21 protein-coding genes are annotated in these 21667 nt (G+C 45.8%); 3 read left to right on the top strand and 18 right to left on the bottom strand.

The genetic code is table 11. The annotated features are described in order from the left end of the window. Window positions 1-88 precede the first annotated feature (88 nt). Complete coding sequence (locus LI091_RS03780; RefSeq protein WP_110103587.1) at window positions 89-277, top strand: hypothetical protein; 189 nt, start codon at window positions 89-91, stop codon at window positions 275-277. 367 nt (window positions 278-644) lie between these two features. Here the strand turns inward: LI091_RS03780 and LI091_RS03775 are convergent, their stop codons facing one another. The 16 genes from LI091_RS03775 to LI091_RS03700 form a co-directional block, all read right to left on the bottom strand. After that, complete coding sequence (locus tag LI091_RS03775; RefSeq protein ID WP_118752848.1) at window positions 645-2093, bottom strand: uracil-xanthine permease family protein; 1449 nt, start codon at window positions 2091-2093, stop codon at window positions 645-647. 206 nt (window positions 2094-2299) lie between these two features. Further along, on the bottom strand, window positions 2300-3676 hold the full coding sequence (locus LI091_RS03770; protein WP_021652466.1) for a radical SAM protein: 1377 nt from the start codon (window positions 3674-3676) through the stop codon (window positions 2300-2302). 56 nt (window positions 3677-3732) lie between these two features. Continuing rightward, window positions 3733-4287 carry an HdeD family acid-resistance protein gene (locus LI091_RS03765; protein ID WP_265190845.1) on the bottom strand — a complete coding sequence of 185 codons (555 nt, stop codon included), beginning with the start codon at window positions 4285-4287 and terminating at the stop codon, window positions 3733-3735. A 201-nt stretch (window positions 4288-4488) separates the two neighbouring features. Beyond that, window positions 4489-5049: a TetR/AcrR family transcriptional regulator C-terminal domain-containing protein gene (locus tag LI091_RS03760; protein ID WP_015526280.1), complete on the bottom strand. Its 561-nt coding sequence runs from the start codon at window positions 5047-5049 to the stop codon at window positions 4489-4491. A 155-nt stretch (window positions 5050-5204) separates the two neighbouring features. After that, window positions 5205-6533, bottom strand: coding sequence for a hemolysin family protein (locus tag LI091_RS03755; protein ID WP_243279041.1), 1329 nt, complete (start codon window positions 6531-6533; stop codon window positions 5205-5207). Window positions 6534-6795: 262 nt separating this feature from the next. After that, window positions 6796-8478: a sensor histidine kinase gene (locus tag LI091_RS03750; RefSeq protein ID WP_320442565.1), complete on the bottom strand. Its 1683-nt coding sequence runs from the start codon at window positions 8476-8478 to the stop codon at window positions 6796-6798. Between the two features lie 188 nt (window positions 8479-8666). Further along, on the bottom strand, window positions 8667-9350 hold the full coding sequence (gene phoU, locus LI091_RS03745) for a phosphate signaling complex protein PhoU (protein WP_265190844.1): 684 nt from the start codon (window positions 9348-9350) through the stop codon (window positions 8667-8669). 4 nt (window positions 9351-9354) lie between these two features. After that, window positions 9355-10113, bottom strand: coding sequence for a phosphate ABC transporter ATP-binding protein PstB (pstB, locus tag LI091_RS03740; protein WP_173740515.1), 759 nt, complete (start codon window positions 10111-10113; stop codon window positions 9355-9357). A 9-nt stretch (window positions 10114-10122) separates the two neighbouring features. Beyond that, window positions 10123-11037 (bottom strand): phosphate ABC transporter permease PstA, encoded by a 915-nt coding sequence (pstA, locus tag LI091_RS03735; protein WP_331463605.1) that lies wholly within the window; start codon window positions 11035-11037, stop codon window positions 10123-10125. Next, window positions 11027-11884: a phosphate ABC transporter permease subunit PstC gene (gene pstC, locus LI091_RS03730; protein ID WP_021652474.1), complete on the bottom strand. Its 858-nt coding sequence runs from the start codon at window positions 11882-11884 to the stop codon at window positions 11027-11029. Before pstC ends, pstA begins: the two co-directional genes overlap by 11 nt. A gap of 123 nt (window positions 11885-12007) precedes the next feature. Next, window positions 12008-12871 (bottom strand): substrate-binding domain-containing protein, encoded by an 864-nt coding sequence (locus tag LI091_RS03725; RefSeq protein WP_021652475.1) that lies wholly within the window; start codon window positions 12869-12871, stop codon window positions 12008-12010. 154 nt (window positions 12872-13025) lie between these two features. After that, the gene (locus tag LI091_RS03720) at window positions 13026-13460 is read right to left on the bottom strand and encodes an RrF2 family transcriptional regulator (RefSeq protein WP_114001811.1); all 435 of its coding nucleotides are present in this window, start codon (window positions 13458-13460) and stop codon (window positions 13026-13028) included. 453 nt (window positions 13461-13913) lie between these two features. Continuing rightward, window positions 13914-14846, bottom strand: coding sequence for a cysteine synthase A (gene cysK / locus LI091_RS03715; RefSeq protein WP_265190843.1), 933 nt, complete (start codon window positions 14844-14846; stop codon window positions 13914-13916). Window positions 14847-15076: 230 nt separating this feature from the next. Continuing rightward, complete coding sequence (locus tag LI091_RS03710) at window positions 15077-16087, bottom strand: DUF4097 domain-containing protein (protein WP_265190842.1); 1011 nt, start codon at window positions 16085-16087, stop codon at window positions 15077-15079. After that, on the bottom strand, window positions 16080-16793 hold the full coding sequence (locus LI091_RS03705; RefSeq protein WP_173722444.1) for a DUF1700 domain-containing protein: 714 nt from the start codon (window positions 16791-16793) through the stop codon (window positions 16080-16082). The genes LI091_RS03710 and LI091_RS03705 overlap by 8 nt, the downstream gene beginning before the upstream one ends. Further along, window positions 16790-17110, bottom strand: coding sequence for a PadR family transcriptional regulator (locus LI091_RS03700; RefSeq protein WP_015526294.1), 321 nt, complete (start codon window positions 17108-17110; stop codon window positions 16790-16792). The genes LI091_RS03705 and LI091_RS03700 overlap by 4 nt, the downstream gene beginning before the upstream one ends. Before the next feature lie 176 nt (window positions 17111-17286). On the opposite strand from LI091_RS03700, the gene LI091_RS03695 reads away from it, so the two are divergent. Together LI091_RS03695 and LI091_RS03690 are read left to right on the top strand one after the other, a co-directional pair. Beyond that, window positions 17287-18312, top strand: coding sequence for an N-acetylmuramoyl-L-alanine amidase family protein (locus LI091_RS03695; protein ID WP_243113494.1), 1026 nt, complete (start codon window positions 17287-17289; stop codon window positions 18310-18312). 21 nt (window positions 18313-18333) lie between these two features. Beyond that, window positions 18334-19488: a serine hydrolase gene (locus tag LI091_RS03690; RefSeq protein ID WP_178818222.1), complete on the top strand. Its 1155-nt coding sequence runs from the start codon at window positions 18334-18336 to the stop codon at window positions 19486-19488. A gap of 68 nt (window positions 19489-19556) precedes the next feature. Here LI091_RS03690 and LI091_RS03685 read toward each other — a convergent pair whose 3' ends face one another. Both LI091_RS03685 and LI091_RS03680 read right to left on the bottom strand, forming a co-directional pair. Further along, complete coding sequence (locus tag LI091_RS03685) at window positions 19557-20783, bottom strand: hypothetical protein (RefSeq protein WP_173722195.1); 1227 nt, start codon at window positions 20781-20783, stop codon at window positions 19557-19559. 42 nt (window positions 20784-20825) lie between these two features. After that, window positions 20826-21641, bottom strand: coding sequence for a PP2C family protein-serine/threonine phosphatase (locus LI091_RS03680; protein WP_144094189.1), 816 nt, complete (start codon window positions 21639-21641; stop codon window positions 20826-20828). Between the last annotated feature and the right edge of the window lie 26 nt (window positions 21642-21667).

Genomic DNA, 21667 nt, shown 5'->3' with positions numbered 1-21667 from the left:
ATCAGGTATCTTTTTGTATTTTCTGATTATTTGTATTGAAACGCTTTTTTGATAGGTCTATAATATAGAAAAAAGGAGCGTGATCTTTATGAGTACGGAAACTACGAAGGATACTCTTCCTTTTACCTGCACGCCGGCTTATAACCGGGATGCCTGTAAGGGATGTGTCTGTTCTACCTGCTATGAGCAGGAATTTTGTGACCGGTGCAGCTCCTGTGTAGAGCAGGGACATCGGAAAGAACGATGCAATGCTTATGAGGGAGCCTACAATTACTAACAAAAAAAGGATCTGAAAAGGGCAGAACTATTTGTAAAATCTCGCCTTTTACAGATCCTTTTTATTATTATCCACCACCCAACAGATCGGCACAGCCTCCCCTTCTCGACACCCCCGAATCCCGCACCCTGTCAGAACATTCACACCCACTACAACGCCGAACAGCGGCGTGGCCAGGAGGGGAAGAGCGCGAGAAGGGGAGACGGCCTTCGCAACTCCGAGTGCTTCCCCTTCTCGCAAATTACCGCCTTCCAAAAGGCCGAACCTTTATCCCCAAAATAAAAAATTATAAAAAAAAGAGACCGTCAGACCAATAAAGTCCAACAGTCTCAAAAAAGAAAAAAAATCTTTTTATTCTTACACTTTCTTATTTATTCTTAACTTTTTCAAGCATCTCCTCAGCTCTCTCAATCTCACTCTTCTCATCCTTCGGAAGAACAATATTAAGAATAATCGCAAATACCGCTGCCGGAACAATACCGGAACCGCCGAAGATCAGGCTGATCGCCTGTGGCAGATGCACCAGGATCGCTGTATTGGAGCCAAGTCCATAACCAAGACCAAGTGCTACGGAAACGATCGTAACATTTCTCGGTCCGATCGGCCACTTGGTAATTAACTGGATACCGCTGACAACAATAGATGAGAACATCATAACAGCAGCGCCGCCAAGAACACTCTGCGGCATGATGGAGATCAGTGCAGCAAGCTTCGGGAACAGTCCGCATGCGATCAGGAAGATTCCTCCTGTAGCGATACAGAAACGGTTTACAACCTTATTCATTGCAACCAGACCAACGTTCTGGCTGAAGGATGTGTTCGGAAGCACACCGAACAGTGCTGCGAAGGAAGATCCAAGTCCGTCACACATAACACCACCGGAAAGCTCTTTGTCTGTAGCCTCTCTTCCAAGACCACCCTCTGTGATTCCGGAAATATCACCAACTGTTTCAACTGCAGTTACAATAAACATGATCAGGATCGGCACGATCGCACGTGCGTCAAACACCCATTTTACAGGCATCAGTGCCGGTACCGCAAACCATTTTGCCTGAGCAACCTTGTCCCAGTTGAGAACCCAGGCCTTTGTAGCCTCCACAGTAGCACCTGTGTCATCTACATATGTAAATGTTGTAGGAAGTACCATAGCCATGATACTTACCAGAATGTATCCCACGATAATACCGATGAGGATTGAAGAAAAGCTTGTGAAGCCTTTTGTTCCATGCTTCAGTACAATGATCACGATCAGAACTACAAAGCCTACGAAAAGGTTTTCAAGAGAACCGTAATCCTTTGCGGAGCTTCCGCCACCGAAAGAGCTGATTCCCACACCGATCAGTGAAAGACCGATTGAAAGTACAACTGTACCTGTTACAACAGATGGGAAAAATTTTCTCAAGGGCTTCAGAAAGCTTCCCAGAACAGTCTCAAAAAGACCGCCGATAAAGCAGGCTGCCATGATTGAACCATAGGCAACGATACCATTTCCCATGACTCCGGCAACGCTCTGACATACGCCGATGAAGCCTGAACTTGTTCCCATAACGATAGGAAGCTTGCCACCGACCGGTCCGATCGTAAAGACCTGTACAAGTGTAACAATTCCTGCGATCAGCATTGCATTCTGAAGTAATGCAACCTGAAGATCCCCTCCTGCTTCGATCCCGCAGGCAGCTGTGATGATCAGAAGCGGGGTAAGATTACCCACAAACATGGCAAGCACGTGCTGCAGTCCAAGGGGAATTGCCACCTTAAGAGGTGGGCGTCCGTCCAGCTCATAAGGGCTGGCTGTGTTTTTCTCCTGTTTTTCCATAATGAATCCATCCTTTCTTTCCCTATGTCCTGACGATAACATAAAAAAGAAGGCAGTTATACCCACTGCTGAATATAACCGCCCTGTTATCTGTCAGTACACGTATCGTGTCTCTTCTGTTTCGACACTCTTATCTGAACTGTTATTTCAGACTCCTGAAAAACGGGTTCATTATACAGTATCCCAACATCTATATCAAGTGTTAATTAACAAGTTGTTGATTTTTTTGCAGCTTTTTTTGCCTGGCTCTCACTCCAGAGCTCATCGGCCTGTTTCTTCCATACCTCTGCATAGTGATCACACTTTGCACAGAGATGCTCCGCTGTCTCCGGAGACTGAAGATCTGTAGATTTCGCTCCTGCACGCTCAACCATCTTGCGGAGAAGCTCAGGATTTTCAAGCATCGGACATGGACGAAGCATGTTTTTGTTGAACGGCTGACCCTTGTGATACTCCATAAAGATCGGGCTCTTCAGCGCCTCAAGGAGTGTACATTCTTTAATGTTCGCATTGGAGAAATGAATGAATACGCAAGGATCCACGTCTCCGTTTGCATTGATATGGAGGTAACGACGGCCACCTGCGATACATCCGCCTACATACTCTGCATCGTTCTGGAAGTCCATAGTGAAAAGAGATTTTGTGGCACGGAATCTGCGGACGCTGTCGTACATTTTGATTCTCTGCTCCGGTGTGGGAAGGAGATCTGCTGCTGCATCATTTCCAACCGGCATATAGTGGAAGAACCATGCAAAATAAGCTCCGCACTCAATCAGATGATCAAAATACTCCTCACTGCTTACTGCATCTACGTTTGCGGATGTGTAGCATGTGGAAACACCGAACGGAAGGCCATGACTCTTCAGAAGCTCCATGGCGTGCATAACCTTCTGATATACACCATCACCACGACGTCCGTCTGTAGTTGCCTCTGTTCCCTCAAGGCTGATAGCCGGAACGAAGTTTTTCACACGGAGCATTTCCTGACAGAATTCTTCGTCAATAAGAGTTCCGTTTGTGAAGGAAAGGAACTCGCAGTCCGGATTCATCTCACAGATCTTAATGAGATCCTTTTTGCGGACCAGTGGCTCACCGCCTGTGTAGATGTACATATAGGTTCCCAGTTCTTTACCCTGTTTTACGATAGAATCGATGGTCTCAAGATCCAGGTTCAGCTTGTGGCCATACTCTGCTGCCCAGCATCCTGTGCAATGAAGGTTACATGCGCTGGTAGGATCAAGAAGAATTGCCCACGGTACATTGCAGTCATTCTCTTCTGATACCTTTTCCTGCGTTGCGCTTCCCTTAAGACTGGCATTTACAATAAAGTTGCGGAAAAATGTCTGGCGTACGCCGGCATCCAGCTGATACATACGAAGGATCAGCTGATACCAGTTGTCCTTTGCCTCGATGGAGTGACGGATCGCATTTCTCTGTCCTGCATACCAGCCATCCGGTGTTACTTTATCAACCATTTCCATGATCTTCGGTATATTTGTCTCCGGATCCTTCTCAAGATAATCCAGTGCTTTTGTTACGGTAGCTGCGATCGCTGCCTGTTTTGCTTTGTCTACGATTCCCATACTCTATTTCCTCCTATGTTATTATCTAAAGTGATTGGTTATTTTTATGTTTATGTTTAAAGCCGACTCTTGATGATCTTGATCGTCAGGATCCCGACCCATAGATTGAGGATCCCTTCCAGTAAAATGGAAAATCCTACCAACACCATCATCATAGCTGCTGCTTCAAATGGTCTGATAAAAACCAGAACTCCGATCACTCCGGTGACCAGTGCGATCAGCAGGATCTGCCACCACAACGCCAAACCGAATCTCTTCGCATCTACAGACATCTGGACCTTAAACAGGGCATCTGCCAGGATCAGAATTCCGAACACGGAAAAAATAAGATCCACTGCGAAATTTTTTCTGGTTATCAGGATCACTCCCACTGCCATCAGCAGGATCCCGAAAGCCAGATCAAACTGAAATGCCAGACAGAAAGCATCTCTCGTGAAATATCCGCTGATCTTAATAGCTCCGTACAGGATCAGCATGATTCCCATGAGCACGCACAGCATTTTTACAGAACTTTTCGGCTTCGCCATCAGAAAAATACCCAGCACACAGAACAGTAATGACATGACGATGTAGATGTTTTTTACAAGCTTCAGCTGTTTCAGGTCATCCATACGTTCCCTCCTTGATAATTTTTTCTCATTTATTGTACTGAATTATACTTCACTGTGTCGTTTAAAAAAACAGACAAAAAAGAGCCAGTGCCTAAATTTCAGACACCAGCTCAAAATTAACCGTTTCTATACCTTAATAAAATTCGAGGACATTCCTGTTCTACAGCTAAATGGATATTTTTAATCTTCATTTAGTTGAAATCATAGCTTTTCTTTCAGATTTTTGTACTGACTCTCAAGGCTCTTCTCGTAAATATACTCCAGCTTATGCATATCTGACAGGATATCATAATCCATATCATGCCGCAGCCAGTCCAGGATCACTCCCACAAATACGCATTTATAATACCGGCTTATAAGATGCCTATCTTCCTGATCCATTTCAAAGTCTCCGACCGCCCTGTTGATCAGCTCCTCCACCACACGCTCTGCGGCATGATCCAGATAATCGGCAAATACATCCCTCTGGATCGAGCGGTACAGATGTATCATGGCTTTTTTGTTCTTCTGAACTGCGTTGACAAGGATTTCCATACAGTCGCTGACTGATTCCGGTACTTTCTGATCCTTCAGAATGTCATTCAGCTCTTCCTTTACCATTGCTTCCACTGCATCCGGAATATCCCTGAAATGGTAGTAAAATGTATTCCTGTTTACTCCACAGCGTTCCACGATGTCCTTTACCGTGATCTTGGACAATGGTTTTTCGTTCATAAGTTCCGTCAGTGTATGCAGTATGATCTGTCTTGTAAAACCTGGCATTTTTTCTCCCCCATCACAAGCTTTCCTCGGGTTATTTCCTTATTATGTCATAAAAATAACATACTTTCAAGCAACAACATGTTCGAAAATGTCCATAAATCCCCGGAGATCTTTCTCCCGATAACTGTCCCATGACCTGGCTGAACAAGGTTTTGTCAGATCTCTTCTTTCTGTTCCTGCACTTTTTTCTCTGGCTGAACATGAACGATTCCCTCCACAACGGTATGGTTTCTGACCTGATTTACCACAATATCCAGGTTTTTCCAGCTGCATCGGAACTGTTCTCCGTCCTCCGGTACACGTTCCAGAACTCCGCAGACAAAGCCGCTGAAAGTATCATATTTTTCTACAGGAAGCTCCACATTTATGACCTCTGCCACATCATCCAGGATCGCTCCTCCCTGTATTTTCCAGATATGTTCTCCTGTCTTCTCAATATCATCCGGCTTCGGCAGATCTGTCCTGTCGTCAATATCTCCTACCAGCGTCTCCACAAGATCATGCAGAGTGACAATTCCCACAAAGCAGCCGTATTCATCCAGCACTACTGCAAAATAATCCCGTTTTTCCCTCATTTCCCGGAAGATCAGGTTGGCACGCATGGATTCCGGTACAAAAAACGGTGAATAACAGGCATGCTGCAGAACAGCTTCTCTGGATCTGTCATCCAGGCGGAAATAATCTCTGGTGTCCAGAATATGGATAATATCATCCTGATCTTCCCCGCATACCGGATAAAAGGTGTGACGATTCTCTCTGATAATCTCTTCCCATTTTTCATCGGAATCTTCCATGTAGAGAACAACCACATCTCTTCTGTGAGTACAGATTTCATCTGCGGTAGTGTCATCCAGATCAAAAACATTGCGGATCATCTCGCTCTCTTCCTGCTGGATACTGCCCTGTTCATTTCCCTCACTGAGAAGCATACGGATCTCATCTTCCGTGGCCTGATCCTCTTTTTCTTCCGGCCTGATTCCCATAAGGTGCAGCACTCCGTTGGCGGTAACTGTCAGAAGTGCCGTAGCCGGCCACACCGCAAGAAGCGCAATCTTAAGAAGTCCTGCAAGTCTCAGAGAAAGCTCATCCGGATTTTTCATCCCCAGACGTCTTGGAACCAGCTCTCCAAACAGAAGACTTACATAAGAAAGCAGTATTGTTACAATGATCATACATACGATTTTCAGAATGTTCTGTGGTACATCTGCTCCTGCCTTTATCAGTGCCGCGGTCATAGGCTGTGCAAAATATTCTGCCGCAAAAGCGCTCTGCAGAAATCCTGCCGTAGTTACCGTTACACGGATCGCTGTCATAAAATGTGCCGGCTGTTCTGTAAGCTTTATCAAAATCTGCGCCCGGTGATCTCCCTCTTCTGCCAGCTCCTTCATCTTCGCTTCATTCATGGACAGAACCGCCATTTCCGCACCTGCGAAAACAGAATTCAGAAAGATCAGGAACACCAATAAAACAATTGCCTGTATCATATTTTTATTCCCCTCAGTATAGTCGTCCGGAATTATTCCGAACCAATTATAATACAGAAAGCGGACCGTTATCATCCGCTTTCCTGTTGCTTATTCTGATTATTATTACATAAGATAGCATAACCCTTCCAGTCTGTCAAACCATCAACCTCCAACTAGCAATATACTATGATATAAAAAGCAGCAGATACATACAACAGAACGGCCTTTCATCTTCCACTCTGCTGCATGCCTATGAACATCATCGCTGCACGACCTATGTTCACTCTGCTGCTTCCTTTTCCATATGATGTTTCGGAAATTCCATAATGATCTCGGTTCCCTGTCCCGGTTCACTGTTAAGCCACAGCCTGCCGTTCAGAGTTTTTACCCCGTGCTTCACAATGGAAAGGCCAAGACCGGTTCCGCCGATTTCCTTAGAATGGCTTTTGTCCACCCGATAAAAACGTTCAAAAATGCGTTCCTGATCTTCCTTCGGAATACCGATCCCTGTATCCCGCACATTCACGCGAACTGCATCCTCGCCATCCTTCAGTCTCACAAAGACCTCTCCACCCCGGCGGTTATATTTGACAGCATTATCGCAGACATTATAGAGAACCTCTTCCATGATCGTCGGCACTGTATCCAGCACTGTACTTCCGCCTTCCATATACATATGCACTTCCTGCTTTTCGGCAGCTTCATGTAAGGTAGAAAAAATATCATGAGTCAGACTGTAAAGATCCAGTTTTTCCCACTGATACGGCAATCCGCCCTCATCCAGACGGGAGATCCGGATCACATCCCCAACCAGACGGATCAGTCTCTGCGCTTCCTTATAGATGCGTCCTGCAAAAACCTTCACATCCTCATCCTTCACAAATCCGTCCTGCATGATCTCAGCAAATCCGGAAATGGAAGTCAGCGGCGTTTTCAGTTCATGGGAAACATTGGCGGAAAATTCTCTTCGCAGCTGTTCCCTTTCTACTTTTTCGGTCACATCCACCAGAAGGATCACCGCACCCTCTGTCTTGTTTTCTCTTGTGACAGGATTGGCGATCACCTGAATCTCACTGCCATCCAGACGAAGGCTCTTGTTCTCATGCTTTCCTTCAAGGACCTGACAAACGACATCCCTGAACTCCTCCGAGCGGTTCAGAAGATATACACTTTCTCCTGTTTTGATCTCCTTTACCTTAAGAAGCTTTCCCACACTGGAGTTGACAGAAAGTACCATGGTATAACGGTCGATCACAAGAAGTCCCTCCTGCATGTTCTCCGTGATAATAGAAAATTCTTTCTGCTGTCTTCTGGCTGCCTCAAGCTGCAGACGGATCTGCCGGCTCTGTCTGCCAATCTTGCTGAGAAGCGGCTGTACCTCATCATAGGCATCATTCTCATCCGGATGCTCCAGATCAAGCCCATTAAGAGGTTCCACAACCTTCCCGGAAAGCCTGGATGCAAATACGCCAGACAGGAGCAGCATAAGTATCAGAACTGCAGCAAAAGGCGGAAGCAGCTGCAGGAGCAACATCCATACAGAAGCCTGGTTACTGGAAACTCTCAGCACATTGCCATTTTCAAGGCGTACTGCATAATACATTGTTTTTTCGGAAAGCGTGGATGACATTCTTTCATCCGCACCTTCTCCGTTGATCTCTGCTTCACGGATCTCCTTGCGATGTCCGTGATTATCCATGCTTTCCACATTTGCCTCATTGTCGTAGATAACTTTTCCACTTTCATCCACATAAGTGATCCTGGAATCCTCATCATTCAGCTTCTTCAGATAATCTGTCCCGGTACTTTCCACACCTCTGGAAATATACACGGCTTCTTTCTTCAGCTCACCCATCAGCTGTCCCTGAAAATAGTGATAAAGGATCCCCACGACAAATGCCAGTCCCAGTACTGTGATCAGTGATGAAACCAGCATGATATACTTAAATATTTTTTTACTCAAAGCTCAGCCCTTTCCTTTCTCCGAAATCTATATAGCATTTTACAAAAGCAATGTAAAAATAATTATCCGGAAAAAGTTAAATCCTTGTAAATTTCATCACATTATAAAAAGTGCTGTGATATCCTTTCAATACCACAGCACTTTTTTTTGCAATAATGCAACTCTTTGCAATCTGCTCTTACTTATTTCTATTCCTCAACAAAATAGTTATCTGTATGACTGGAACCGCTTCTGTGGTTTCCTGTGATGGAATATTCCACCCACTCTGCAATGTTCACAGCGTGATCACCGATACGCTCGAAATATTTTGCAGCCATGAGGATATCCAGACCGATGCTTGCATCCGGCTTTCCGTTATTCAGAACCTCGGCCAGCTTTTCCTTAATATCATTGAAGGCATCGTCCACCTTATCATCATCGTCAATAACCTTTCTGCAAAGCTCAAGATCACCCTTTACAAAGGCATCGATGCTTTCTGTAACCATCCGGACAGTATCCTCTGCCATCTTCCGGATATTAATGATATCTCCGGTAACTGCTTTGTCCTCGATATGCTCGGAAAGATCCGCAATATCTGCTGCCTGGTCACCGATGCGTTCCATATCGGAGATCATCTTCAGCGCTGCGGAAATGGATCGCAGATCTCCGGCTACCGGATGCTCATGAAGAAGAAGCTTCATGCAGAGATTTTCAATCTCTCTTTCCTGTGCATCGATCTCTTTTTCCGTCTCAAAGATCTTGCCAATGAGAGTCATCCCGCCTTCACCCTGAATAGCTTTGGCAGAAAGTGAAATTGCTTTTTCGCAGAGACTTCCCATGGTGATCAGTTCCACGTGAAGCTCTTCCAGCTGTCTTACAAAACGTTCTGACATAATCTCAACCAAACCTTCCTGTAATATAATCCTCTGTACGCTTATCTGCCGGCATGGAGAACAGCTTGTCTGTATCCGCAAATTCCACAACCTCACCAAGAAGGAAAAATGCTGTCTTGTCGGAGATACGGGTTGCCTGCTGCATGTTATGTGTGACCATAACAATGGTGTAATCCTTTTTAAGCTCTACTGCCAGATCCTCGATCTTGGAAGTAGAGATCGGGTCCAGGGCAGATGTAGGCTCATCCATAAGAAGCACCTCCGGCTGTACTGCCAGGGCACGGGCAATGCAGAGACGCTGCTGCTGTCCGCCTGACATTCCAAGAGCACTTTTTTTCAGGCGGTCCTTGACCTCATCCCAGATTGCCGCATCGCGGAGAGATTTTTCCACGATCTCGTCCAGCTTCGCCTTGGAACGGATTCCGTGTGTTCTCGGACCGTATGCAATATTATCATAAATGCTCATCGGGAACGGATTGGGCTTCTGGAATACCATTCCCACACGTTTACGCAGAAGATTCACGTCCATATCTCCGTAAATATCTTCCCCGTCAAGCTCTACCTTTCCTGTGATGGTACAGCCTTCCACAAGGTCATTCATACGGTTTAAGGATTTCAGAAGTGTGGATTTACCGCAGCCGCTTGGTCCGATAAATGCTGTGATCTCCTTTTTCGGGATCTCCATATTGATTCCCTTCAGGGCATGAAAGCTTCCGTAATGGAGATTCATATTGTCAATTGAAATTTTTGTATTTTCACTCATGATCGATCATTATCCTTTCGCAATTTTTCTGGCTACCAGACCGGACAGTCCGTTGATAACAAGTACAAATGCCAGAATGACTACTGCTGTTGCAGATGCCTGGTTTACATGAAGTCCCTCACTGGAAAGCACATACATGTGAAGTGCGAGAGTACGTCCGGAACCCATCAGGCTGTTTGGAACTGCCGCAACAGTACCGGAGGTATAAAGAAGTGCTGCAGTCTCACCTACCACACGTCCGATGGCCAGGATCACACCTGCCAGGATTCCAGGAACTGCGGAGGGAAGTACAATCGTAAAAATAGTACGGAGCTTGCCTGCTCCAAGTCCGAAGCTTGCCTCACGGTAAGAATCCGGAACAGATTTCAGTGCTTCCTCAGCGGTACGCATGATCAGGGGAAGTACCATGATCACCATAGTCAGCGCACCGGAAAGAAGAGACATGCCCCAGTGCAGTGCAGTTACAAAGAACAACATACCGAACAGACCATATACGATAGATGGAATACCGGAAAGTGTCTCTGCGGTAATACGGATCAGCTTTACAAAACGGCTGCCTTTTTTTGCATATTCCACAAGGAAGATCGCTGCAAAGATTCCTACCGGAGCGGCAATCGCCAGAGATACCAGTGTCATGATCAGGGTATTGATCAATGACGGGAGAAGGGAAACGTTCTCTGAGGTATAGGTAAGGCTGAACAGACTTGCATTCAGATAGGGAATACCTTTTACAAGCACATAGCCGATCAGGAAGAACAGCAGTGCAAAAGTGATCACTGCTCCCAGCAGTGTGAGAAATGCCAGGACTCCTGCACCAGGATGTCTTGCATAAGACTTCAGCTGGTCTCCTATGGTAAGTGTATTTCTTTTTTTCATGGTTGTTTCTGCCGCAGGATCTGCAGCTACTGATACGTTAGTTTGCATACTCCGCCCTCCTGTTCAGCAGTGAAAGACTTAAGTTGATGATCAGGATAAATACAAAGAGTACAACTCCTGTTGCGATCAGTGCTTCTCTGTGAAGTCCTGATGCATATCCCATCTCTGTTACGATGTTTGCAGTCATGGTACGGACACCCTGAAGAAGTCCCTTCGGCATACGTGGCTGGTTTCCGGCTACCATGATCACAGCCATGGTCTCACCGATGGCACGTCCGATCCCAAGGACAACGCCTGCCAGGATTCCGGATTTTGCTGCCGGAAGCATAACAAAGAAAATGCTTCTTTCTTTTGTTGCGCCAAGTGCAAGTGAGCCTTCATAGTAGCTTTCCGGAACGCTTCGTACTGCCGATTCCGTAACTCCGATGATCGTCGGAAGGATCATGATTCCCAGAAGGATACATGCTGCCAGCATACTGCTTCCGGTTCCTCCGAACAGCTGGCGGATCAGCGGTACCAGGAGAACCAGACCAAAATAGCCATATACGATAGATGGAACGCCTGCCATAAGCTCAATACCGGATTTCAGTGGTTTATAGATTTTTTTCGGGCAATATCTTGCCATAAATACGGATGTAAAAAGTGCGATCGGAACTCCGATAAGGATTGCTCCTGCAGTTACATAAATACTTGCCACGATCATTGGCAGGATTCCGAATTTATCGTTTGTTGGTCTCCATTCTGTTCCGAAGAGGAATTTTAAGGGACCGATCTTTCCCATTGCAGGAAGGCCGTTTGCAAAAAGGAACACACAAATAAGAAATACTGCAAGAACCGATGCACAGGCCGCAATGAGAAAAACGACCTTCATGGCCTTTTCTCCTAAATGATTCATAAGACACCTTTCTCTCTGTTCCAGTGGATATCCACTGTGCTGATATATAACGGAGCGGCTTTCCTGACCTGGTCATGATCGCCGCTCTTTGTAAGATACTTCAATCGTTTTTTATCCGGGAATTTATTTGGTCACGTCTTCCCAGTCTGTGATATCACCTGTGAAGATGGATTTTACCTGGTCACTTGAAAGCTCCTCAAGGTCATTGTCGTTGTTTACGATGACTGCGATACCATCTTTTGCGATCTCTGTAGCTTTAACACCTTTCTCTGTTTCCTCGTCCTTCAGCTCACGGGATGCCATTCCGATATCACATACACCCTCTGTTGCGCTATTGATTCCTGTTGTGGAGTCGCTGACCTGAACCTCTACTGTGATGTTTTTGTTTGTTTTCTGATATGCCTCCGCAAGCTTCTCCATTACAGGTCCTACGGAAGAAGATCCCATAACTACGACTTTGCCTTTTGCATCTCCGGCTTTGTATGCCTCTGCTTTTTCATCTACTTTGATGTAGCCTTCTTTTTCGATGATGTCCTGTCCGTCAGAGCTCATGATGTAGTTGATGAAATCCTGTGCTGCATCACTGAGCTTGTCGCCTGTTACGATGTTGAACGGACGTGCTACCTTGTATGTATCATCTGCAACGTTCTCTGCTGTTGCCTCTGCTCCGTCGATCTTTACTGCTTTTACTGTATCGTTGAGGGAACCAAGGGATACGTATCCGATAGAGTTCTCATCGCCTGCTACTGTGGTAAGCATTACATCTGTGTTGTTTGTGATGCTTGCTTCCTGTGTTGTCATATCTACTTTCTCACCGTCTTTTTCTTCTTCGATCCCAAACAGCTCTACGAATGCTCCACGTGTTCCGGATCCGTCCTCACGGGAAATTACGTCGATCGCTCCGGATGGTGCTGCCATTACAACGGTTCCCATTACTGTAGTTCCGATAAGTGCTGCTGTTAAGATACCTGCGATTCTTTTTTTCATGATTTTTTTCTCCTCATTTCTATGATCATTTTTACTTGCTTACTGCTTAAATACAGGTGTTATTATAGGAATGGAAGGTAAAATATAAAATCGCGGTTTTGTAAAATGTTAGTAAAAAAATGTGATATAAAAAAAGCTGCTTGCGCAGCTTTTTTTATATGATATATTCATCCGCCTTCACGGATTGCCAGTTCATCAGGTCTTCCAATGTTATATGATCTACCACACCTTTGATGGCGTCGTCCAGCTTTTTCCAGAGGATCTGGGTGACGCAGTTCTCCTCACGGTCACAGATGGCTCCGTTGTCGTCCAGACATTCCACAGGGGAAAGGCTTCCTTCTGTGAGACGAAGGATCATTCCGACCGTGTATTTATCCGGGGTCTGCTGCAGTGCATAGCCGCCCTGAGGGCCACGGACACTGCGGACAAAGCCTGCTTTGTTCAGAATGGAGATGATCTGCTCCAGATATTTATCGGAGATCTCCTGGCGCTTCGCCACATCCTTCAAGCGGATCGGTTTTCCTGTATAATTTGTAGCAAGATCCAACATCAGTCTCAGCGCATATCTTCCTCTTGTAGAAATCCTCATGTAATATTTACCTCCAATATTTCAGTATTTTTCTGATCTATAGCCTTTTGCTCTTTCTGTTATTGTGCAGCTGTTCGGCCGGAAATATTCCTTTGTATTCCATGACCGGCACCCTTCTCTGTGATGCACAGGCAGCTTCCTGTATCTTCTTTCATAGGAAGCAGAATCTGCTTTGCAGACTTTATTCTTTATATTGTTAATAGGTTTTGTTTGTTTTCTCTATTATACCTGAAAAAGCTACAAGATACAAGCAAGTCCCCACACACTGCTTATTGCTTTTCGCGGGACCTTACCAGTGAACAGTAACCACAGCCCCACAGAGGGCTTACTTAATTCGATGAAATCAAGAATAAAACCGGCGCTCCGGCAGCCTGCTTGGACAGGCATTCAGGAGCGCCGTAAATAATCCCGCAGAATCACGCTTCGGGGCAAAAGAAGCGGTCTTCGGATTGATTATTTTGTAAACAGTGGTGTGGAGTAGTAACGGTCTCCACTGTCCGGAAGAAGTGCTACGATCACTTTCCCCTTGTTCTCCGAGCGTTTTGCAAGCTGGATCGCAGCATAGAGAGCTGCACCGGAGGAAATACCTGTAAGGATTCCCTCTTTCTTGGTAAGGAGTTTGGATGTCTCAAATGCATCCTCGTTCTCTACCGGAATGATCTCGTCATAAACCTTGGTGTCAAGTGTATCCGGAACAAAACCAGCGCCGATACCCTGGATCTTATGCGGGCCTGCTTTTCCCTCGGAAAGTACAGGAGAAGTTGCAGGCTCAACAGCAACTACCTTCACATTCGGGTTCTGGCTCTTCAGGTACTCACCTGTACCGGTGATCGTTCCGCCTGTGCCGACACCTGCTACGAAGATATCTACCTTTCCGTCTGTGTCCTTCCAGATCTCAGGACCTGTTGTTGCTGCATGTGCCTTCGGGTTAGCCGGGTTCTCAAACTGTCCGGGGATGAAGCTTCCCGGAATCTCCTTGGCGAGCTCTTCTGCCTTGGCAATGGCACCCTTCATTCCCTTGGCTCCGTCTGTGAGAACTACCTCTGCACCATATGCCTTCAGGATGTTTCTTCTCTCAACACTCATGGTCTCCGGCATGGTAAGGATCGTCTTATAGCCCTTGGCAGCTGCGATGGCTGCAAGTCCGATTCCTGTATTGCCGGATGTTGGCTCAATAATGGTTGCGCCTGGTTTCAGGACACCTTTCTGCTCTGCATCCTCGATCATTGCCTTACCGATTCTGTCCTTAACGCTTCCTGCCGGGTTAAAATACTCAAGCTTGGCAAGTACTGTAGCCTCAAGTCCCTCAGATTTCTCTACGTTCTTAACCTCTACAAGCGGTGTGTTTCCGATCAGTTCCAGTGCGCTTCCGTAAATTTTACCCATGATGATATCCTCCTTATTTCCTTTATGTCCATTTCCTTATTTCCTAGTAACTATATATGTTTTCTGTGATTTGATTGAATTATATCATAGTACAGGGATTTGTCAATACATTTCAGCCAAAAAACGCAGGAATTTTTCTCCGGAAAAACTCCTGCGCTTCATATAATTTCATTTATTCTTTTTTAGGATTTTTACAAGCAGATGCATAGTCAGGCGGATATTCATATTCTTTATTTTTCAGATTCTGTTAATGTAATATCCCCATCGCTGCATTCCACATTTAAAGTCGGTGCTGAAGCACCGGCCTTGTTCTCATAAACAGAGGTGTCTTCCTCATTGTCGGTTTTTCCCCTGGAAAGCCCCTCCGTGTCCACATCTCCGTCTGTAGCTTTCAGATAAATATTGGTTTTCTCTGCACTGCCGTTCTTCATTTCTACAGAAACATCACCGCAAGAGCTATTGATCTTCATATCTCCGTTAAAGCTGCTGTTGTCTATCTGAATATCTCCGTCGCTGAGAGCTATCTGCCCATCTGCAAGCTCTGCCTTTTTTATGGTCACATCTCCGTTTCCGGATTTCAGCTGCATGTTATCTGTACATTGAAGTTCTTTTACATTCAGATCCCCGTCGGAAAGCTTTGCATCAAACTTTTCGAACTCGCCCTTATCCAGCATCAGATCTCCACTGAGAAGTTCCAAGGTCATTTCTTTACACAAAAGCTGATCGGCAGCAAGATCCCCGTCGGAAAGCTGAAGCTCCGCTTCGGAAAGCTGTGCCTTCTCCGGAATATAAAGAACCACCGTATTCAATGCATCTTTCTTTTCTGTCAGATCCGCATGTGTAGAGAATATCCCCAGATCATAGGTTATATAATAACTTCCACTGCCGCCTGCAGGCTCCTCAAGCGTGAGCTCTCCATCCTTATCCTTCCAGGTCAGAGGATTTTTCCTCCCGTTTTTCTCAAGCTTATATTCCATATAATAATGGTCATCATCTGAGGTACGGATATCCAGATCAAAATCCTCAAAATCCACATTCAGCTTCGTAAAATCATCAATCTGTTCTTTTTTCATTACTGTAAGATTTTTACGACTGGAAGAATTTCCTCCGGATACATACATATGATCTGAAGTATATGTGAAATCTTTTCCCCCTGCAAAATATCCTGCTGTGGAAAGAACAACTCCCGCTACACAGAGTGCTGTACCTGTCATCAGCACTGTTTTTGCAATCTTATTCATTTTTATGCACCTTCTTTCTTGCAAGTCTGTTAACCAGACGGCCGATTCCCATTGCACACCATTTACATATATATATGGTAAGTACTCCAACGAGGATTCCCGCACCTGCCATCAGAAATCCACTGCCGACCATCATGCAGGCTGCTGCCAGAGATCTTGCGATCAATGTCATGCCGAAACCTGTGAGCACGATACCTCCGGCAATTGCTGATACACCTGTAACTGCCATGGAAAAGATCACTGCTGCGATGACAAGCACCACTGCTGCCAGTACTGCAAGGCCTGCAAACAGCAGTGCAATGCTCACCGGCGATGCACAGATCACCAGAAATGCGAGAAGAATGATCTTTCCGGGGGAACGCTTCTTTCCTGCGGATGTACTGTACCCTGTTGTACTCAGGTTTCCTGAATCTGTCCGGCTATGTGCATGGGAGCTATCTCCGTAATATGAACCTGCTGCCGGCAAAGCTGCTGTTTTTTCCTCGGTGATGTCTTTACTGTCACCAACACTCTCCTGTAAAAGGTTCAGAAGCAGTTCCCTTGCCGCCTCTTTAGGTTGTCCCAGTTCTTCCATAACCTGCTGTTCATTCTCAGGTCCAGCCTCATCGAAGTATTCCGAAAAATACTCAATGGCATTGTCATAATCTTCTTTTGGAAGCCGCTTCAGATATTTCTTCAGCTGCTCCATATACTCTTTTCTTGTCATTTTCGAAGTCTCCCTTCCACAATATCGTCTATAGTATCGCGGTATTCTCTCCACTCTTTCCTCAAATATTCCAGCTGCTTCCGTCCGTCTTCTGTGATGGAATAATATTTACGTTTCCGTCCCTGAAATTCCTCTGAATAAGTTGTCAGATAACCATCCGTCTCCAGTCTGCGAAGGATCGGATACAATGTGGATTCCTTGATAGAAGCTACCATCTTCACTGTCTGGCTGATCTCATATCCGTAAGAATCCTGCTGCTCTACAACAGAAAGGATCAGGCATTCCGTCAGCACTGCAGACACCGGATAATAATACATAGGCACACCTCTTTATATAATTATTTTATATATAAAATTTTTATATATAATTATTTTACATATATAGTACCACACTTTTTCCTGTTGTCAAGCACAATTTCGCAATTGCTTTTTCCAGACTCCTTCTTTATAATATTTACAAATACAAAATACTCACCCAGAAAGGACTTGAGCTTATGGAAAAAAAGCCCCGTCTGATGGCGATCGTCCTGTTTTTAACGGGTCTTATCTGTATTGGATTACTTTTTGGACTCAGCTATAAAACCTACCGGAAGATCGATGCCGTTGACCAGAAAATGACCTCTGTGATCAAACCGGTCCAGAAAAAGCAGAAATCCATGAAAGAGGATATCGAACTTTATACAGCCAAGATCGAAAAGAAACAGGCAGCCAACAAATACCTGCAGCAGCGGGCACAGACAGAAAAAGCTGTCAAAAACAACACCGTTGAACATGAACGGGCACCGGAAGCCGAAAACAGTCAGAAAACGACCAAACCCTCTGTTTTCAGTGAAGCCGGTGGTGAGGGATTCACCGATGGCGGTAATGATACCTCTTCTGCTTCCAACAACGGCCATATTGTCGGGATCGATCCCGGACATCAGAGTGAAAATGTTGATATGAGCGCCACAGAGCCGAACGGCCCCGGTTCCTCCACCATGAAGGCCAAGGCTTCCACCGGAACCAGAGGCTCCTTCAGCGGTCTCCCGGAGTATCAGCTGAATCTGGACGTTTCTCTTCTGCTTAAGGATATCCTGGAACAGCGTGGATACCAGGTAATAATGACAAGGACAGACAATGATACCGCTATCAGCAACAAGGAGCGTGCAGAGCTGGTCGCTTCCCAGGGTGCGGAGATCTGTGTCCGTATCCATGCAAACGGGGATGATTCTGCAGATGTCTCCGGTGCTCTGACCATGTGTCCGTCCCAGCAGAATCCTTATGTTTCCAGTCTCTATGACAGTTCCAACAAACTATCCAAATGCATTGTGGATTCCTACTGCGCAGCTACCGGCTTCCAGAACCGCGGGATCATCTACACAGATTCCATGACAGGTATTAACTGGAGCACGATCCCGGTGACGATTGTGGAAATGGGATTTATGACCAACCAGAGCGATGATCTGAAAATGGCGGATTCCTCCTTCCAGCAGACTATGGCAGAGGGGATCGCCAATGGAATCGATGCTTATTTCCAATAATAAAAAGGAGTTTGTTTATATATGAAAAAAAATACATTTCTATATATTGTGATCGCAGTGCTTGTCATCGCACTGGCAGGACTTGGGGCACTGAATGTCCGCTCCCTGGACAAGCTTGCATCTCTCCAGACAAAAGTTAACAAGCTGCAGAAAAGTGTGCAGGAGGTTTCTGATTCTGCCGCTGAGCTCAGCAGCAAAGCCGATCAGCTGGATGCTCTTTATCCTGATGATCCTACCGTTTCCAGCGCTGCTGCCGCAGCATCTTCAACTGAGGTCCAGGGTCCTTCCGCACAGGAAGAATCCACAGATACATCTGCAGCCTCCGATTCTTCCGAATCTTCTGGCAGCAAGGACAGTTCTTCTTCCACTCAGGAAGAAGGAACTCTTTCTCCATCCAGCGGAAGCACTTTCACAGACAATTCGGATTCCAGCATGGACAACCTTCTGAATCAGGTACAGTCTCTTCTTCCCACCGATAACGGAACCTGGTCCGTATATGTATGCAATCTTGCAAAAAATACCGAAGGTACCATCAACGATCAGCAGATGCAGGCTGCCAGCCTGATCAAGCTCTATATCATGGGTGCTGTATATGAGGATTATGACAGTCTTTCCTCCAAATACAGCAAGGATCAGCTGGATAATGCACTGAACTCCATGATCACAGTCAGCGACAATGATGCTGCCAATACACTTGTCAATTATCTTGGCGGCGGGGATGACGCAGCCGGAATGGCCCGTGTGAATAAATTCTGTCAGGATCACGGATACACCAGCACTTCCATGGGACGTCTTCTTCTTGCAGATAATTCCAATGGGGATAACTACACTTCCGCAAAGGATTGTGGAAAATTTCTGAAGACCATCTATCAGATCGACAAGGGTACTGCTACCGATAACAACGATACTCTGGCAGGAGCCGAATATATGTATCGTCTTCTGAAAATGCAGACCAGGAAAAACAAGATCCCGGCTCAGATGCCTTCCGAGGTAAAGGTTGCCAACAAAACCGGTGAACTAGATCACGTAGAAAACGATGCCGGCATCATCTATGACACCGCAAAGGGGATCGACCTGGTAGTCTGTTTTATGTCACAGGATCTTAACGATACCTCTGCTGCACAGAACACCATCGCACAGGACAGCCGTGCGATCTATGGATACTATAACGAATAACAAAATAACAGACTTACCGGATCGAACAAAAAAAGGATGATGCGTCACCGAAACGCATCATCCTTTTTTCAGTTCTTTTCTTCTCCCTCTTCATAGGATTTTTCCCAAATCTCGGAAAATACTGCCAGCGGACAGTCTGTCAGCAGGCACATCAGAAGAAAGCACTCATATGGATTCACTATGTAGATCTCACTCATTTCGCAGCGGGCCAGGATCTCCTGGATCTCCTCCAGGAAATGGCGATATCTCGTATACGGATCATCCTCTGCCATCTCCTGAGAGATCACAAAAAACTCCAGCGTGATCAGATCGAACCGCTCCACCGGAAATTTATGGTTCAGGATATTGTTGATCCTCTGGCGGCTGAAGCGCTTCTGGCTGAAATGCTTTGCCAGAATGGATGCGGACATCTTTTTGAGATTTCCCATTTTATTAATGGGGATCCCGCTGCAGATAACCTTTTCCAGATCCGAAGCACTGATATTCTCAGGCTTCCAGATCTTTTTGCCACCGTTTTCTTCCTCATCTTCCTGATACATGGCTGCAATGATCTTCCTTGCCCGCTCCAGAAGGATCATAAATTCCTGAAAAGCCTGGCTCTTCTCTGATTTCGGATCATCATGTCTTCCTTTCAGAAAAGCCAGATATTCCAGAAGCTTTTCTTCACTGTCCAGACAAAGCCCTGTGCCATACACGATCTCTCCGGTCTTTTTTTCCACCGGAGTCATCTGTTTGTAGGTTTCTTTATATTCCTCCGCTTTATAATAGCCAAGATGATTCCGGTAACAATACCAGTAGATCACTTCTTCCGGATTATAAAAATCAAAATCCTGCTCACGAAGCACCCGGGTCAGAAAATCTGAAACATCCTCTGTACTCATCCGAAGTCCGAACCCCAGCAGAAAAACCGTTTCACGCTTCACAGATGCCTGAGTCAGCCAGTTATTCACCAGAGAACTCAACTTGGCTGATGTAGGTGACATGGATTTCGGTGTGTAGGTTTCCTTGAAGGATTCCACAACGATCTCCCTGTAGACTTCCTGCGGCACCTGGGAAAAAGGCTCCTCAAGCTCTGCACGCTCATACACATATCGTTTCAGATAGTCACCAAAGGAAACCAGTTCCATCTCCTTGTAAAGATAATGAAAAATAACATCTGCATCCTCATCCTCAAAAGAATCCAGACTGACAACCTGGCGGAACTTCTGTGCCGCCTTTCTTGTAAATTCAAAGTCCTTCACTGAATCGAAGGCAACTGTCTGTTCAAAATCAAGATCCTGCATTCGATTTCTCATCGCAAATTTTCTCCTTATCCCTTTTCTTACTCCCCGGGTTTATTACCGTCCGGTACTGTGGCGCTCTGCCCAGCGTTTGAGAATATTTTTTTCTTCATAGCCGCTGATCTGTGCAAGGACCAGTGTCACATTATCTCTGCCGCCTCTTTCCAATGCCTGTTCCAGGATCTTACCTACTTTTTCTTCTGCGGTTTCTGTCCCGTCAAGGATCTTCTGAAGCTCCTCATCAGAAAGCATGTCTGTCACTCCATCTGAACAGATCAGATACGAGCTTCCCGGCTGATAACCGATCTCCACGATAGAAGGCTCCAGTGCCATGTTTTCTTCCTGGAAGCCCAGATACTGCGTCAGCGGAGCTTTTCCCAGCATTTTTCCGCCAATCACATGATCCGTGGAAATCTGCTGGAACTTCCCCTGAAAATGACGGTAGATACGGCTATCCCCAAGGTTGCAGGCATAGATCGCCTTTTCGCTGAAAGACAAAAGTGCCATGGTTGTTCCCATGCTTCTGATACAGTTTTCATTGCTGTAGCGACATACTGCCTCATTCATATTTTCGCAGGCTCCTGTCAGAAAAACCACAGGCTCTTTTTTCAGGGTCTTTTTGTTTTCTTCATAGAAGCCTCCCAGCGCTTCCACAGCTGCAGAAGCTGCCATTTCACCGTAGCTTTCTCCGCCCATGCCGTCAAAAACAGCCAGCATTGGAAGCTGCCAGTGCTGTGTATGACCTGCCAGGATTCCGTCAACCCCCTGGTTGTGCACCGGCAGGCGCACTCCGCAGCACCAGAAATTATCCTCATTATTTGTCCGCACCTTTCCGGTGTGACATGTATACGCATAATCAATCTGATAGGCCATTCTTTTTCCTTTCGTAAAAACCCTTC

It is taken from the genome of Blautia sp. MSK20_18 (assembly GCF_020553125.1).
Lineage (GTDB): Bacteria > Bacillota > Clostridia > Lachnospirales > Lachnospiraceae > Blautia_A > Blautia_A fusiformis.
Note: the sequence above shows the minus strand (reverse complement) of the source record. Positions and strands in the feature narration are given on the sequence as shown.

What these genes read in the sequence shown, in the direction of transcription:
- LI091_RS03780 (WP_110103587.1), top strand. Translation starts at nt 89, where the DNA reads ATGAGTACGGAAACTACGAAGGATACTCTTCCTTTTACCTGCACGCCG.
- LI091_RS03775 (WP_118752848.1), bottom strand. Translation starts at nt 2,093, where the DNA reads ATGGAAAAACAGGAGAAAAACACAGCCAGCCCTTATGAGCTGGACGGA.
- LI091_RS03770 (WP_021652466.1), bottom strand. Translation starts at nt 3,676, where the DNA reads ATGGGAATCGTAGACAAAGCAAAACAGGCAGCGATCGCAGCTACCGTA.
- LI091_RS03765 (WP_265190845.1), bottom strand. Translation starts at nt 4,287, where the DNA reads ATGGATGACCTGAAACAGCTGAAGCTTGTAAAAAACATCTACATCGTC.
- LI091_RS03760 (WP_015526280.1), bottom strand. Translation starts at nt 5,049, where the DNA reads ATGCCAGGTTTTACAAGACAGATCATACTGCATACACTGACGGAACTT.
- LI091_RS03755 (WP_243279041.1), bottom strand. Translation starts at nt 6,533, where the DNA reads ATGATACAGGCAATTGTTTTATTGGTGTTCCTGATCTTTCTGAATTCT.
- phoU (WP_265190844.1), bottom strand. Translation starts at nt 9,350, where the DNA reads ATGTCAGAACGTTTTGTAAGACAGCTGGAAGAGCTTCACGTGGAACTG.
- pstB (WP_173740515.1), bottom strand. Translation starts at nt 10,113, where the DNA reads ATGAGTGAAAATACAAAAATTTCAATTGACAATATGAATCTCCATTAC.
- pstA (WP_331463605.1), bottom strand. Translation starts at nt 11,037, where the DNA reads ATGCAAACTAACGTATCAGTAGCTGCAGATCCTGCGGCAGAAACAACC.
- pstC (WP_021652474.1), bottom strand. Translation starts at nt 11,884, where the DNA reads ATGAATCATTTAGGAGAAAAGGCCATGAAGGTCGTTTTTCTCATTGCG.
- LI091_RS03725 (WP_021652475.1), bottom strand. Translation starts at nt 12,871, where the DNA reads ATGAAAAAAAGAATCGCAGGTATCTTAACAGCAGCACTTATCGGAACT.
- LI091_RS03720 (WP_114001811.1), bottom strand. Translation starts at nt 13,460, where the DNA reads ATGAGGATTTCTACAAGAGGAAGATATGCGCTGAGACTGATGTTGGAT.
- cysK (WP_265190843.1), bottom strand. Translation starts at nt 14,846, where the DNA reads ATGGGTAAAATTTACGGAAGCGCACTGGAACTGATCGGAAACACACCG.
- LI091_RS03710 (WP_265190842.1), bottom strand. Translation starts at nt 16,087, where the DNA reads ATGAATAAGATTGCAAAAACAGTGCTGATGACAGGTACAGCACTCTGT.
- LI091_RS03705 (WP_173722444.1), bottom strand. Translation starts at nt 16,793, where the DNA reads ATGACAAGAAAAGAGTATATGGAGCAGCTGAAGAAATATCTGAAGCGG.
- LI091_RS03700 (WP_015526294.1), bottom strand. Translation starts at nt 17,110, where the DNA reads ATGTATTATTATCCGGTGTCTGCAGTGCTGACGGAATGCCTGATCCTT.
- LI091_RS03695 (WP_243113494.1), top strand. Translation starts at nt 17,287, where the DNA reads ATGGAAAAAAAGCCCCGTCTGATGGCGATCGTCCTGTTTTTAACGGGT.
- LI091_RS03690 (WP_178818222.1), top strand. Translation starts at nt 18,334, where the DNA reads ATGAAAAAAAATACATTTCTATATATTGTGATCGCAGTGCTTGTCATC.
- LI091_RS03685 (WP_173722195.1), bottom strand. Translation starts at nt 20,783, where the DNA reads ATGAGAAATCGAATGCAGGATCTTGATTTTGAACAGACAGTTGCCTTC.
- LI091_RS03680 (WP_144094189.1), bottom strand. Translation starts at nt 21,641, where the DNA reads ATGGCCTATCAGATTGATTATGCGTATACATGTCACACCGGAAAGGTG.